This is a genomic window from Corynebacterium jeikeium (genome assembly GCA_003955985.1).
Classification (GTDB): Bacteria; Actinomycetota; Actinomycetes; order Mycobacteriales; family Mycobacteriaceae; genus Corynebacterium; species Corynebacterium jeikeium_D.
Genome location: CP033784.1, coordinates 21,526 through 36,182 on the forward strand (window position 1 = coordinate 21,526; position 14,657 = coordinate 36,182).

11 protein-coding genes are annotated in these 14,657 nt (G+C 59.1%); 7 read left to right on the plus strand and 4 right to left on the minus strand.

The features are described 5' to 3' along the window. Window positions 1-5: 5 nt before the first annotated feature. The 4 genes from EGX79_00095 to EGX79_00110 are packed head-to-tail and all read right to left on the minus strand — an operon-like array spanning window position 6 to window position 3,231. Entirely contained in the window at window positions 6-356 is a 351-nt protein-coding gene (locus EGX79_00095) for a branched-chain amino acid ABC transporter permease (protein ID AYX80725.1), read from the minus strand. Then, the gene (locus EGX79_00100) at window positions 353-1,147 is read right to left on the minus strand and encodes a branched-chain amino acid ABC transporter permease (protein ID AYX80726.1); all 795 of its coding nucleotides are present in this window, start codon (window positions 1,145-1,147) and stop codon (window positions 353-355) included. The genes EGX79_00095 and EGX79_00100 overlap by 4 nt, the downstream gene beginning before the upstream one ends. Further along, window positions 1,148-1,789: a YqgE/AlgH family protein gene (locus tag EGX79_00105; GenBank protein AYX80727.1), complete on the minus strand. Its 642-nt coding sequence runs from the start codon at window positions 1,787-1,789 to the stop codon at window positions 1,148-1,150. After that, a complete protein-coding gene (locus tag EGX79_00110) occupies window positions 1,789-3,231 on the minus strand; it encodes a CCA tRNA nucleotidyltransferase (protein AYX80728.1) in 1,443 nt (480 codons plus the stop codon). The genes EGX79_00105 and EGX79_00110 overlap by 1 nt, the downstream gene beginning before the upstream one ends. Window positions 3,232-3,400: 169 nt before the next feature. On the opposite strand from EGX79_00110, the gene EGX79_00115 reads away from it, so the two are divergent. The 7 genes from EGX79_00115 (at window position 3,401) to EGX79_00145 (ending at window position 14,652) form a co-directional block, all read left to right on the plus strand. Next, complete coding sequence (locus EGX79_00115; GenBank protein ID AYX82657.1) at window positions 3,401-4,249, plus strand: NUDIX hydrolase; 849 nt, start codon at window positions 3,401-3,403, stop codon at window positions 4,247-4,249. Window positions 4,250-4,255: 6 nt separating this feature from the next. Further along, on the plus strand, window positions 4,256-6,793 hold the full coding sequence (locus EGX79_00120) for a hypothetical protein (GenBank protein ID AYX82658.1): 2,538 nt from the start codon (window positions 4,256-4,258) through the stop codon (window positions 6,791-6,793). Window positions 6,794-6,820: 27 nt separating this feature from the next. Beyond that, a complete protein-coding gene (locus EGX79_00125) occupies window positions 6,821-10,441 on the plus strand; it encodes a hypothetical protein (GenBank protein ID AYX80729.1) in 3,621 nt (1,206 codons plus the stop codon). Window positions 10,442-10,589: 148 nt separating this feature from the next. Then, window positions 10,590-11,240 (plus strand): sigma-70 family RNA polymerase sigma factor, encoded by a 651-nt coding sequence (locus EGX79_00130; GenBank protein AYX80730.1) that lies wholly within the window; start codon window positions 10,590-10,592, stop codon window positions 11,238-11,240. Between the two features lie 164 nt (window positions 11,241-11,404). Beyond that, complete coding sequence (gene trxB, locus EGX79_00135) at window positions 11,405-12,343, plus strand: thioredoxin-disulfide reductase (GenBank protein AYX80731.1); 939 nt, start codon at window positions 11,405-11,407, stop codon at window positions 12,341-12,343. 393 nt (window positions 12,344-12,736) lie between these two features. Next, on the plus strand, window positions 12,737-13,057 hold the full coding sequence (trxA, locus tag EGX79_00140) for a thioredoxin (GenBank protein ID AYX80732.1): 321 nt from the start codon (window positions 12,737-12,739) through the stop codon (window positions 13,055-13,057). Between the two features lie 410 nt (window positions 13,058-13,467). Further along, entirely contained in the window at window positions 13,468-14,652 is a 1,185-nt protein-coding gene (locus EGX79_00145) for an N-acetylmuramoyl-L-alanine amidase (protein AYX80733.1), read from the plus strand. The last annotated feature ends 5 nt before the right edge of the window (window positions 14,653-14,657 follow it).

A 14,657-nucleotide genomic window follows, 5' to 3' on the forward strand; every position in this document is an offset into this window, starting at 1 on the left:
GCACCTCACGCGACAAGGTTCACGAGGACCATATACAGCGCCGTGCCTACAAAAATCGAAATCACGGTGTTGCGCCGCCACCAGTGCAGGCCAACGGTGACGGCCAGCGCTACGGGCACGGCCCAGGCAGCGCCGGGGTCGCCACTCTCACCGCTGAGTCCTAGCCGCCCGAAGACGGTGTAGGCAACCAACGCCACCATGACTCCAACCGGCATGGTCGTGCCGAGGAACTCGAACAGGGGAGACCCCTTCAGAGTGCGCACGAACGCAAACGGCAGCGCACGCAGCGCAACTGTCACCGCTCCCATCGCAAAGAGCGCGGCAAGCACATAGCCGGAATCGGGCAACGCAGTCATGCTCGCTCTCCCTCCGTCGTACGCGGCTTGCTTGCCGACGTCATGCGCATCACCCGATCCACCCGCGGTGACCACACGCGCAACAGCAGCAGGCCGAAGTACATCAGCAGTCCGATAACCAGCATCTGGTTCGGGTTAATCAGCCAGCCCACCAGCGTGCAGACGATAGCGGACAGGGGCAGTGACCAATCCTTGGAAGTCTCAAACGCGTCCATGGCCAGCACCGTAAAGAGCGCCACCAGTGCGAACTCGGCACCGCGGATACCCTCGGGCAGTGCTGCGCCGGTTAGAGCCCCGACAATACCGGAGCCCACCCACAGTAACTGACAGAGAATCTGAATCGTCAGCAGTCGGTGGCCCGACATCTTTTCGTCCGCATTTGCCGCAGAGACGATGGCATACGACTCGTCGGTAAGCGCGTATGTGGAGTATGCGCGACCGAGACGAGACTGTATCCGGTCGCGTGGGAACGTCAGCCCATAGAAGACGTGGCGGAAGTTGACCATAAAGGACGTCACGGCACAGCCGAGCAGACCCGTATGCGCCATAACCAGGCCGACAGCGAGGAATTCCATCGACCCCGCGTAGACCACGAAGGAGAAGATGGGTGCCCACCACCAGCTAAAGCCAGTTTGTGCAATAAGCAGGCCGAATGCGAGCCCCAGCGGAATGAGGCCCATGCCCACAGGCAGTGTCTGCCGGATGCCGGCAGCTATGTCGCTGCGGTCGCTGTTTCCTGTGGCGCTACTTCCTTCAGCCCTGTTTCCTTCGGTATTGATGTGCTCACTCATCTAGTTGTCACGTACATCTACGGGATAGGTGCCATACAGTGGCAGCGGCCAGGGCTGACGGCGCATGCAATCACCCCAGATGTCCGCGGCAGCAGGCGCGAGTACATCTGAGGGCAGGGCAGGGGCGACGTACCAGTCACCGCGCTCGAGCTCGTCTTCCAGCTGCCCCGGATCCCAGCCTGCGTAACCGGCGAAGATGCGTGCGCCATCTATGCGGTCGCGTACGCCCTCCGGCTCCGCACCGAGGTTGACCAGCGCAAACCTGTGAGCGATGCGTTCCATCAGCGGGGCACCGGTAATACTGTCGGTCTCCTCTGGGAGGGTGGCACCATTTCGCACCACACCAATGCAGATTGGCTGTGTCTGGTTGACCGGACCCCCGACGTAGAGCACCGGCGGCTTGGCCATCAGCGGCGCCCAAGGCTCGAGCACATTGTGCACCGGCGTCTGCGAACGCTGTGTGAGATCGACACCAAGGGTGCCGTGTTCATCGTGCTCAATAAGGAAAATCACCGAGCGGGAAAACTCCGGCGAGAGCATGCCGGGTGCTGCGAGCAGCAGCATCCCGGCAGCCGGGTCGTTGCGCTCAAGGCTGGTAAAAAGCCGGTCGCCGTAGAGATTTTCCGGATTAATCGATGCCATTAGCTCTCACTTTCGCTTTCAGCCTGCTCACCGGACTGCTCGTACCACCATTTCTTCAGCGCCAAGATAGCATCCTCACGCTCCAACGGACCGGACTCCAATCGCAGCTCTTTCAGGTAATTCCAGGCCTGTCCGACTTCCTTGCCGGGCTTCAGGTCCAGAATTTCCATGATTTCGTTGCCATCCAGGTCGGGGCGGACGCGTGCGAGGTCCTCCTGCTCAGCGAGCTCCTTGATTCGCGCTTCCAGGCTGTCGCAGGCGCGTGCGAGGCGTGCTGCTTTACGACGGTTTCTTGTCGTACAGTCGGCCCGCACGATTTTGTTGAGTCGTTCCAACAAATCTCCGGCATCGTTGACATAACGTCGCACCGCCGAGTCCGTCCACTTGCCTTCGCCGTAGCCGTGGAAGCGCATGTGCAGGTAGACCAACTGCGAGATTTCGTGGTTGGTCTTCTTCGGGAACTTCAGTTTCCGAAGGCGGCGTCGCACCAGCTTCGCGCCGACAACTTCGTGCTGGTAAAAGGTGACGTTTCCCTGCTCGTTGTAGGCACGGGTAGCGGGTTTGCCGCAGTCGTGCAGCAGTGCCGCCCAGCGCAGTACGAGGTCCGGTTCACCGGGTTCTTCCTGGTCAATAGCTTGCCGCATGACCTGCAGAGAGTGTTGGTAGACATCCTTGTGCTGGCGGTGTTCATCCTGCGTCATGCGCATGTCGGAGATCTCCGGCAGCACGCGGTCGGCCAACCCCGATTCCACCATCAGGTCGATACCTCGGCTTGGGTCCGCACCCAGGATGAGCTTGTTCAGCTCGGTGGAGATGCGCTCGACCGTGATGCGGTCAATTTCGCTGGACATTTCCTTCAACGCCTTGAGCACACGCGGTGCCACGTCGAACCCCAGCTGGGATGCGAAGCGGCAGGCACGCAGCATCCGCAGGGGGTCGTCGCCAAAACTGACCTCCGGCGCCCCCGGGGTGTCCAACACACCCGCGACAAGATCCTCGAAACCTCCGAGCGGGTCGAGGAAGGTGCGGGTGCCGTCACCATGGAGCTCCACGGCGATGGCGTTACAGCGGAAGTCACGGCGAATTAGATCGCCCTCCAGCGTGTCACCGAAAGTGACCTCCGGATTGCGGCTGACCTGGTCATACGTATCCGCACGGAATGTGGTGATCTCCACCTGACGGCCATGCCGTTCCGCGGAGAGTGTGCCGAATTCAATGCCGGTATCCCAGACAATATCCGCCCAGTCATCGAGGATCGCGCGCGTCACTTCCGGGCGCGCGTCGGTGGTGAAATCGAGATCCACGCCCAGTCGCCCTAAGAGAGCATCGCGCACAGAACCGCCCACGAGGTACAGGCGATGGCCGGCTGCACTAAACGCAGCTGCCAGCGAATCGAGGATCTCAGACTCCTTGGCGATCGCCTGATCCGCCACTGCCAGCATTGCCGTCCTGCGCACCTTTGGGTCCGCGTCAGCAGCCGCCGGAGTAGCACCGGGAGGTGTAGTCCCCCCGGGCTGGTCACCATTTGTCGTTGAAGGAGTCGATTGTGTCACGACCGACACAATACCCGCTTATACCTATAAACCCGGTAGTCTAAGTGGAATGAACAACGTGGTACGCAATGACAACTCGGCGGCGAAGAGCCGTCGACGTCGTCGGCGACCGCGCAGAAGAGGTGGCGTTTCCTCGTCCACCAACACGAGCAACGCTACTACCAGCGGAAATTCTGCAAAACGTAGTGGCTCCGGTGCCAATGGCCCCCAAAAGGCCAAGCCAAACTCCGGTGGCGCCAAGAAAAATTCCAAATCACCGAAGTCGGCACGACCCTCGAAGCAGTCGAACAACCGCGGTGGCCGTAAGAACGGTCAGGATAGGAACAATCGCCGTCGTCACGCACAGACGAAGCGCACGAACAATCGCCGCGCGCACTCGTCGCGCGCGCAAAATGCAGCGCCGATGCAGACCTCGATTGAGACTTCGGCGGGCGGACTGGTCGTCTCGGGGCTTGCCGAGGCGGTCGGAGATGGCGGCAAGGTCAACCTGTCACGGATTTATGTCGCGCTCATTGGTCGGCACGATCGTCGCGGGCGCCTGCTGTGGTCGATGCCTAAGGGCCATGTCGAACCCGGCGAAGCTTTCGATTCCACCGCCGAACGTGAGGTGTGGGAAGAAACGGGCATTCGCGGCGAGGTCATCGAAGAGCTCGGTGTGATTGACTACTGGTTTGTCTCCGATGGCACGCGAATTCACAAGACCGTGCACCATCACCTTCTGCGCTACGTCGATGGCGATCTGAACGACGAAGACCCCGAGGTCACCCAAGTCATGTGGGTTCCTGTGGATACCCTGGTGGAACGGTTGGCCTACGCTGACGAACGCAAACTGGCCCGGCGCGCGCACAATCTGCTGCCCGATCTCGCCCGCGCGGAAAAGCGAGCAGGCCGGCAGACGCCGAGGTGATTGCGCATGTTCAGGTTGCAGTTGCCAAGAAATGTTGTTCGTAAAGTCACGGCCGCCACCGCAGCGCTCATACTGTGCTTGCCGACGACCGTTGCGCCCCCAGCTTTTGCGCAAGATGAGCAGTTGTGGGGCAGTGGCACCAATCGTGTCGGTGAACAGGGCCCCCTTCGGCTTTCGATAACCAGCTTCACTCCGCATGTCGCGGCTCTACATTCGACGCTGACCATCAAGGTGCAGGTGCACAACACCTCCGATGCGGATATCAGCAATGTTGCGCTGCGCCCACAGCGGGCCGGCGCACTGGCTTCCTCTGCAGATGCGCGGACGATTCTCGCTGAGCCTGAATCGGTGTTTGATGTGGCTGGGACCTTCAGTGCCCCCATCGAGCTGAAAGCGGGGGAGAAGCGTGAGGTTACGCTAAGTGTTCCTATCTCCGCACCGGCTCCAGAAGGACTCGACATCACGGAAGCCGGCACGTTTCCGCTGCTCATCAATGCTAACGGGCAACCGGCAGATGACATCGACCGCCTGCTGGCGGAAACACGCGCACTGCTTCCGGTGACGGATCCGCAAGCGGAAGGTGATGAGCCGGAACCGCCTGCCGGTGATCAGAACGACAACGATGAGACCGACAATTCCGATGCGCCCACCCGCCGCGACCCAGTGCCGTTTTCGCTGATTTGGCCCATCAGCCAGCCAGTGCCACTGGTCGGCGGTGAGACCGGTGACGCACCCTCGTCGCCGAATCTCATCCTCACCGACAATTCTTTGGCCGAGTCTCTCGAACGCGGTGGCCGCCTCGACGGTTTGCTCACCTCGTTGGAAAAGGGCTTTGCCGGCCCGGATGGGCAGAGGTTGCGGGAATCAACCTGCATCGCCATCGACCCGGAGACCCTCGACGCAATCTCCAGGATGACCCGCGACTACTGGATTGGCACCAGCCGCCCAAGTCCTGTGGAGTCCTCTCCGCGACTGCGGGATTCCTGGGGAAACGCGGATGACACCAATCTCACGCATATGCCCGCCAGTGACAATGCTGCCGCCTGGCTCAATCGGCTGCACGATCTCACACAGGACACCTGCACACTGTCACTGCCGTGGGGCGGCACCGATGCCAGCGCCGTGGCTCGCGTGGGGGATCACGAGCTTTCGATGGAGGCACTCGCCGCTGGTCGGCAGACTATCGCCAAGCATTTGGACGTTCAGGCACTGCCGGGCCTCTATTTGCCGGCCGAGGGATACGTGACGTCGGAAAGCGCCCCGCTGTACTCGGCGGCGACGGCCCTGAGCGGGACCGCCCCGGAGCGCGCATTCGAAGACCGCGTAGATACCGGCGAGGCGATGCCACCGTCGCCCACTCCACCCGAAGCCGCGCACGACACCACCGTGTTAGTCGCAGACAACACCGCCGTCACCGCCGATGGTCAGACACTGCGCCCCGGCCATAGTGGCGTGCTTGCCGACGGTAGCCGCGCCTTCGCCCTCCCTGGGGCACTGACAACCTCTCTGGCTGCAACAGGACGGTCTCCCCAGACTGTGGCGTATTCGAATCTGCTCGGACGCTACGATTTCCGAATCGACTCCGAAGCTGCACGGATGCAGACAGCGATTGGCACTCTGTTCCAATCATTGACTGATTCGGATGACCCTCGCGCGGCTGTGGTGGCAGCACCGCCGTCCGGTTGGGATCCACGCGCTAGCGACGCTGAAGATTTCATGGCTGCGGTCAGGAAAGCCGTGGACGATAACCTGGCTGAGCTGACTCCGCTGATGGACTCCATCACCGCTTCAGCTCACGACCTGGATGCGGGCTCGGTTACTCCAATTGACAAGCTTGCCGATCCCGCGCCAGTGAGTGAGACGCTCGTGGAGAAGGCTCAGACGGCCTCCCGCGAGATCACCGACCTGACCACAATCATGTCCAACGATCCCAATGTCGCGCTGACGCGGTATGAATTCACCCGTCCCCTGCGGCACGACTTGCTGCGCTCGTTTACAACTCTCGGCCGGCGAAATCAGCTGCAGTCAACTGACGTGCAGCGGCGGAGCGAAGAACTCAGCGACCAGGCACTGATTATGAATCGACGCCTGCGCAATTCGGTGACGTTGGTAGCTCCCGGCGGTGTCTACACCCGCGCAACGCAGCTGTCGCCGATTGCGGTGCTGGCTCGTAATGGCCTGCCGCTGCCGGTTCCCGCGTTCGTGCGCGTCGGCGCTGGAGATTCGGTGTTGGAGGAGAAGTATGAGGCCGCCATCCCCGCCAAGGGGTCGGTGACTGTTCAGTTCACTCCGAAGTCGGGTGATGATGCAGAATCCACTCCGGCGACCAATGCTCCAGAGGGAGACCGGCCACGGGATAGTGGAGACAACTCCCACAACCTGTTGCTGTGGCTCGAATCACCTGGCGGCACGCCGATTTCTCGATCAGTGAGTATTTCCGTGCAATCGGGCGCTTCGGTTGGGGTTTTGGCTATCGTGACCCTCGTCATCGTCACTGTTGGTGGGTTTTTTGCCGCAAAACGGTCTCAGTACTTTCGGAAATAGACCCCCTTTTAAGCAACAATAGGACATGTGACTGACTCAGACGCGCATAAATCTGGACTTCGAGGCCGCATTCGTCGCCCCGCGCCACCGGCCCCAGTTCCGGCGGCGCGGCCAACGGCTGAATCTCAGCCGGCCGAAGCGGCCCCGGACCTAACTCGCGTATCCGGCCATAAGGCAAATGCCGATACCGCCGCTGACGCGATGACGGAATCGGCATCACCATCGCCAGCAAAGGCGGCAACTGCGACAGCAACCGCTTCCAGCGATTCCTCCGCAGGCTCGACGGCGGACGCAAATCAGGGACAGTCGAACTCGGACATCGTCGCCTCCACGGGCTCGATGGCAATCGCTACCCTGATTTCGCGCATTACGGGTTTTTTGCGAAACCTGCTCATCGGCGCGACGCTGGGTCCGGCTGTGGCTTCAGCCTTCAACGTCGCCAACACACTGCCGAACCTGATTACGGAAATCGTCCTCGGCGCAGTGCTGACTTCTCTGGTGGTGCCAGTGTTGGTGCGCGCGGAGAAGGAGGATCCAGATCACGGTGCCGCCTTCATTAGACGTCTCTTGACTGTCTCTATGACGCTGTTGGCAGTGGTGACGGTGCTGGCGGTGATAGGTGCGCCACTGTTGACCAGATTGAGCCTTAACGAGGCCGGTAAGGTCAACGTTCCGCTGGCAACGTCATTTGCGTTCTTACTATTGCCGCAGATTATCTTCTACGGCATATTTGCGCTGCTCATGGCGGTGCTAAACACCAAGGGAATCTTTAAACCCGGTGCGTGGGCACCTGTCGCTAACAACGTCGTGGCCATTGCCACGCTCTTGCTATATCTGTTCCTGCCCGGCCAGTTGAGTCCGGATTCGGACGGTTCACTCTCCGATCCGCACATCCTGCTTTTGGGTCTTGGTACCACCCTGGGTGTCGTCATTCAGGCAGCCATCATGATTCCCTACCTCAAGCGCGCGGGCATTGATTTGCGTCCGCTGTGGGGTATCGACGACCGCATCAAACAGTTCACCGGCATGGGTGTCGCGATTATCACCTACGTGGCAATTTCCCAGGCTGGTTACTTCATCACCACCAATATTGCCTCGACTGCCTCCAAGGCAGCGCCGACGATTTACCAGCAGGCTTGGCTGCTGTTGCAGGTGCCCTACGGCATCATCGGCGTTACCTTGCTGACCGCCATCATGCCGCGACTGTCCCGCAATGCAGCCGACGGCAACGATGGGGCAGTGGTCCGAGATCTGTCCATCGGTACCCGCCTGACCATGATTGCGCTGGTGCCGATCGTTGCCTTCTTCACCGCATTCGGCCGCCCCATCGCCGTCGGTCTTTTCGCGTATCTGGAGTTCCCCCGCGAAACCGCAGAGATTCTCGGCTGGACGCTGTCCTTCTCGGCGTTCTCGCTTATTCCATACGCCATTGTGCTTTTGCACTTGCGTGTTTTCTACGCCCGTGAAGAGGCCTGGACCCCGACTTTCATCATCCTCGGCATTACCACCGTCAAGGTGATTCTGTCGTTCTTCGCTCCTCGTCTGGCTTCTGACGATGAGACCGTCGTCGTGTTGCTCGGTGCCGCCAACGGTTTCGGTTTCGTCGCCGGCGCAATAATTGGCTTCTTGCTCTTGCGCCGCACTCTCGGACACTTGGACAGTAAGGCGACCGTCCACACCGTGCTGTGGGCACTGGGGGCGTCGCTTGTCGGTGTCGCCGTTGCTTGGGGCGCATTCGCATTGACCGACCTTGTGCTGTTCGATTTCTTCGGTTCCTTCGGTGTGCTACTGCAGACCATCGTCACCGGCGTGGTCTTCCTCATCGGTACCGGCCTGGTGCTCGCTCAGGCTCCATTGGAAGAGGTCCGCGTTCTGGGTGGCTTCCTCGGCCGCATTCCGGGTCTACGTCGCTTTGCTCCGCAGCCTCATGCAGCCGACAATGCCGTCGCCGACCGTGAGGATATGGAGCGCGAACGTGGCTTCGCCGCTGATGCTTTCTCGATTGCCCCGTCGAACCTGATCGGCGAGGCCACGGGTCTGGCAAACGAGGGCTTCACCGCTTCGCCGCTGCTGCCGCCGATGCCGACGCAGGGTTCTCGCCCAACCCGCTATGTACCCGGCGAGATGGTCTCAGGTGGTCGTTTCCGTCTGCGTTCTGAAGTCGCGACCTACCCAGGTCTGCGCCTGTGGCGCGCCATGGATATGGGCGATCCCAACAACTCAGATGTCGCACTCGTCTTCGTCGACACGATTGCACTGCCGTACTACGACACTTCGCCATCGGTTGCCGCCCAGAAGATTGCCACGACGACCAATGAGCTGCGTGACCTGGCTGGCACCGGGATGTCCCACATTCATAGTGTGGCGAAGACACGCACCGAGGTGCTCATCGTCGCCGACTGGACCAGCAGTATCGGTATTGAGCGGTTCGATCAGGCCGCCCACCCGGATGCCCTGGCACTCGCAATAGCATCACTTGCCGAGACAATCGCCGACGCCCACGAATCTGGACGCTGCCTTGGCCTGACAAACAAGCCTGGACAATTGCGCATCAGCAGCGACGGCCACATCTACGACGCTTTCCCCGTCGTTTTGCCCGATAGCTCGCAACGTTCGGACTACAACGCGTTGCTTTCTGTCATCGACGAGCTGTTCTACAACTTGCCAAATATCCCCTCCGATATTTCTGCTGCCATCGACCGCGCGAAGCAGGTTCGCCCGGAGAACTTCAACCAAAAGGAGTCGCCAGCTCGCACACTCGCGGAGGATTTGCGCACTGCAGCGCTCGGCCCCGACTCTTCGGAGTTTCTCGCAATCGACCCCGACACCGGTGCGCGCGAATCCGTCGATGCCGACGGTGCAGCCCAATCAAACGCTCACCACACCAAGAATCGCACCCGCGCATTCAGCACCGGCGCAGTCGTTGTCGGTGTAGTCATTGTCGGTGCACTTATCGCCGCGGGCATCTTTGGACTGGTTAACCGTTCCTCGGACGCACCGATTAACTCCGAGTCCGTACGACGCGGTCCGGCTCCGGTCACGACGCTCTCGCTTGCCGACGCTAGCGAGTGGCAAGCCGACACCGACAACCCTGCAGCAGGTCCGGACAATCCGGACATGGCTGAGCTGACCATCGATAATGACGAGGAAAGCTTCTGGGTAACTTCTACTTACCTCAGCCAGTTCGGCAATCGTCCAGAGGACTTTAAACCTGGTGTTGGTATTCGGGTCACTCTGGATGAACCGGCAACCATTCGAGAGCTTAAGGTCTCTGCGACCCCGGGCGCACACATTGAAGTTCGCGGCCTACGCGATGCTGACTCGACAAACTTGGATGACACAACGGTTCTCGGTAGCGCAACCGCCATCTCAGGTACGACAACTATCGAAATTGATAGCCGCGACACTGAGTGGAAGAACCTTGTTGTCTGGATCTCCGGCTTGCCGACGGCTGCGGAAGCGGTAGCCGACAGCAACTCAGACACTGATGCTGATACGAATGCTGATACAGATGCTGATACAGATGCTGAGTCGCAGAATTCCGATGCGGACAACCCACTTGTCGGCGACCGCAATCTGGCTGAGCAATCTCCGGATTCGTTGCTGCCAGTTGCTATTGGCGACATTCAGGTGCGTGGTACGGAATAACGCTCTGAGCTTGCCTTAGGTGGCAACAGTTCAAGTTGTCCCAAGTTATCCACAGCTACTGGGACGTTTTGAAATTCATCCACAGCCCGCGGTCTCCACGGCAGTTTTGCCAAGCGGAGAGCGCGGGTTTCGTGTTTGCATAGGAGCCATGAACTTTGGGGGAAGAAATCGAATTGGGGACAGTCACCGTAAGGCCCGCATGGGTCGGCGACTGGGGGATTGTGGCGTCGTCGGTATGCAAAAGCATGCATCTGCGGACGAGGTCGATCGTGAATTATTGAAGGCGCACCTGGCGGGGGATCGTCGCGCGTTCGCGGTGTTGGCACGGCGTTATTATCCGCAGTTGGTAGCGATGGCGCGGCGCTATCGTCGGGATGATTTCGATCCCTTGGATGGGGTACAGGAGGGGCTGGCGCGGGCAATTGCGGGGGCGGCGAATTTTCGCGGGCGTTCGACGGTGGCGACGTGGCTGACGTGCATCGTGAAGAATGCGTGTATTGACCACAACCGCGGTCGTTTCGGGGAGATCCCTCTCTGCGATAAGGAGGAGGATTTTGAGACGTTTATGAGTTCACAGCCGATTCCCTGCCCGGATGTTCCGCTACGTGTGACTATGGCCGCCGCATTGGAGCAGCTGCCAACGGATCAACGGGATGCCCTGCTGTACTTGGACATCTTTGGATATTCGCTGCAGGAGACCTCTCGCAGTATTGGGCAGCCGAGCGGGACGTTGAAGTCTCGGCGGGCGCGGGCGCGTCGTACGCTTCGGCGACAATTGGAAGAAGTGCAGGTGGCCTAACAACTGCGGAGCAGGGGAGAGGCTGGGGGAATAGAGATGGCTAACCTCACGTTGGTTGAGGTGGCTGGTTCCGGTAATTTCTTTCCCGGAGCTGAAAAATTTGCTTACTACTGAGCATCACTGTGCGCCATGTGATGTGAGAGATAAAAATTATAGGAGTCTTCATGAGCGATATCGTTCACGACCTGATCATCGTCGGTTCCGGTCCCGCCGGTTACACGGCTGCCACCTACGCAGCCCGTGCCGACCTGAAGCCTGTGGTGTTCGAGGGCATCGAGTTTGGCGGCCTGCTTATGACGACTACCGATGTGGAGAACTACCCAGGTTTCTCCGGGGGCATCATGGGCCCAGAGCTGATGGATCAGATGCGCGCACAGGCAGAGCGCTTCGGCGCTGACCTGCGCATGGAGATTGTCGATCGCATGGATCTCACCGGCGATATCAAGTCTGTCTGGGTTGGCGAAGAAGAGCACAAGGCTCACGCTGTCATCCTGGCAACCGGTGCCGCTCCGCGTTATGTCGGTGCTCCGGGTGAGCAGGCGCTGCTTGGTCATGGTGTCAGCGCCTGTGCCACCTGTGATGGTTTCTTCTTCCGCGACCACGATATCGCCGTCATCGGCGGCGGTGACTCCGCAATGGAAGAGGCAACCTTCCTTACCAAGTTCGCCCGCTCGGTGACGATTGTCCATCGCCGCGATGAGTTCCGTGCGTCGAAGATCATGGTCGAGCGCGCGCAGAACAATGACAAGATTCGCTTTGCGACGAACAAGGTTGTGTCCCAGGTTCTTGGTGAGGACAAGGGTTCGGTTACCGGTCTCGAGCTGGAAGACACCGTCACTGGTGAGAAGTCCGTCCTGGATGTGACTGCCATGTTCGTAGCAATTGGCCACGAGCCACGTTCGCAGATGGTTCGCAATCAGCTGGATTGCGATGAGAATGGCTACATTCAGGTAGCCGCTCCGAGCACCCAGACCTCTCTCAAGGGCGTCTTTGCGGCGGGCGATGTTGTTGACTCGCATTACCAGCAGGCAATTACCGCCGCTGGTTCTGGCTGCAAGGCTGCGCTGGATGCTGAGCACTACTTGGAAACTGTTACTCGGTAGATGACAGCAGGGCAGTCGCACTAGCTGGATAAACACCTAATAGTTGGGGTATCGCAATTGTTGGATAAGCCCTACGATTGCAGATATCCAACTATGGGGAATATCCGATAGTCGGTAAGCCCAATTGTTGTTAGCTGTAGCTCAATCAGGGTGCAGCGGGACGTGTTATAGCCCGGTACGCCCCGTACTCATCGAGCACTTGCAGCGTTCTCAAGAACACCATTAATTAACAATTTAGTACTTCACTCGCACCACCGGAAGCCCTAATTTTTGACGCCTTGAGCGCCAAATCCGTACGCGAGGCTGAAGAAGCTAGGTTGAAAAATTAGAATCAAGACCACAAAACAAAACCACTAAGAACTCAAACGAGCTCATTCTAAGGAGAAGAATTTCATGGCTCCGGTAACCGTCACCGCCAACACCTTTAAGTCCGATGTCCTCGAATCCGATAAGCCGGTGCTTGTTGATTTCTGGGCAGAGTGGTGTGGCCCGTGTAAGAAGATTGCTCCCGTTTTGGACGAGGTTGCGACCGAGCTCGATGGCAAGGCCGTCATCGCCAAGGTCAACGTCGATGAGGAGCGTGCACTGGCTGGCATGTTCCAGATTATGTCCATCCCAAGCCTGCTCCTATTCAAGGACGGCAAGAAGGTCGAAGAGATTCGCGGAGTCCGCCCGAAGGGCTCAATCACGTCGCTCATCGAAAAGCACCTTTAAAAGAACTTGGGGTTGCTCCTTATCCGATACGAGGTTACGACTGCCCACCCGTCACTTCGCCACTGCCACCTTCGTTGGACACACCCCATTATGATGTGACTGAAGTTGTGGTTGTGATTTAGAGTTAGTCCTGGGGTTCTGCCGTCGGGCTAGCCGACGCGCCCTCGTAACAATCAATTCGCGCCTGCGACCTGGTAATCTTGCTGGAAATGGCGGTTTACGTCTTCCTTAATACCGTGAAGGAACCAGGTTGCCGCCAACTTGAGAGGTATTGCTGACCATATCCTCTGAGAGTGCGCGGGATTTCTTAACTGAAGTTTCGTTTAGCTCACTGGCCAGTAATACTGATTAAGTGTTGTGAGGACCCACAACGGCCTAAACATAATTGTGGAGTTCGGAAGGGAGTTTTCGTGCCAGAGTTTCTGAAGGTGGGCGATAGGTCACCTCGTGTAGCCGAGGTACGTTCTACCCTGGCTCGTCTTGGGCTTCTGCCCAATTGGGAGGGCTCAGCCGCGGAGGAGAACTCGCCTCAGTGGTCTGGTGACGATGACCTCTTTGATGAGGACATGCGCAACGCTCTTCTGGCGTTCCAACAGTCCCGCGGTGTCTATGCCGACGGGATTATCCGCGACAGCACCCTGCGCCTACTGCGAGAAGCCTCGTACACTCTGGGCACCCGCGTACTGTCCTACGATCCACTGTCACAAATGACCGGTGAGGACGTAGGCGTTCTCCAAGCTACCTTGCAGGAACTCGGCTTCCACGATGCCCGAGTAGACGGCCACTTTGGCCCGAAGACCGATGCCTCTGTACGTGAATACCAGCTCAATTACGGGCTGGAGCCCGACGGTATCTGTGGTCCCGTTACTCTCCGGGCGCTCAGCTACTTGGGCAGGAGGGTTACTGGTGGCTCTGTAAACGCCTTCCACGAGAAGGAAATACTGCGCACGATGGGGCCGAAGCTCTCTGGAAAGCGCATTGTCATTGATCCAGGTCTTGGGGCAGGGGAGCCCGGCATTGTGGTCGACGGCCCTTACGGTCAGATTTCTGAAGAAGAGATTCTTTGGGATTTGGCCTCTCGCATTGAGGGTCGCCTTGTCGCGGCAGGTGCAGAGACTATTCTGTCTCGTCCTCGTACCGACAATCCGTCCATCGAGGATCGCGCTGAGATGGCCAACGCATTTGGCGCTGACGTCTTCATCTCCCTGCAGGCTGACCACTATCACAACAACCGCGCCAGCGGTATTGCGACCTTTTACTTTGGCTCGATGAAGGGCTCCAACTCCATTCTGGGCGAACAGCTCTCTGGCCTTATCCAGCGAGAGATTGTTGCCCGTACGAGCCTGGTAGACTGCCGCTCGCACGCCCGTACCTGGGATCTCCTCCGTCTGACCAGGATGCCCACGGTGGAAGTCGCCGTTGGTTACCTGACCAACGAGGATGACGTCGCAATTCTTTCTTCCCCAGATCAGCGGGACGTAATTGCCGAATCTATCGTTGTCGCTGTAAAGCGTCTGTACCTGGGCGATGAAGAGCAGCAGCCAATGACCGGCGCTTACAGCTTTGCGCAGCTGATTGAAGAGGAAAAAGCCTAAACACG

Excerpts from the sequence above, each read along its gene's own strand:
- EGX79_00095 (AYX80725.1), bottom strand. The coding sequence starts at position 356 with ATGACTGCGTTGCCCGATTCCGGCTATGTGCTTGCCGCGCTCTTTGCG.
- EGX79_00100 (AYX80726.1), bottom strand. The coding sequence starts at position 1,147 with ATGAGTGAGCACATCAATACCGAAGGAAACAGGGCTGAAGGAAGTAGC.
- EGX79_00105 (AYX80727.1), bottom strand. The coding sequence starts at position 1,789 with ATGGCATCGATTAATCCGGAAAATCTCTACGGCGACCGGCTTTTTACC.
- EGX79_00110 (AYX80728.1), bottom strand. The coding sequence starts at position 3,231 with ATGCTGGCAGTGGCGGATCAGGCGATCGCCAAGGAGTCTGAGATCCTC.
- EGX79_00120 (AYX82658.1), top strand. The coding sequence starts at position 4,256 with ATGTTCAGGTTGCAGTTGCCAAGAAATGTTGTTCGTAAAGTCACGGCC.
- EGX79_00130 (AYX80730.1), top strand. The coding sequence starts at position 10,590 with ATGAACTTTGGGGGAAGAAATCGAATTGGGGACAGTCACCGTAAGGCC.
- trxB (AYX80731.1), top strand. The coding sequence starts at position 11,405 with ATGAGCGATATCGTTCACGACCTGATCATCGTCGGTTCCGGTCCCGCC.
- trxA (AYX80732.1), top strand. The coding sequence starts at position 12,737 with ATGGCTCCGGTAACCGTCACCGCCAACACCTTTAAGTCCGATGTCCTC.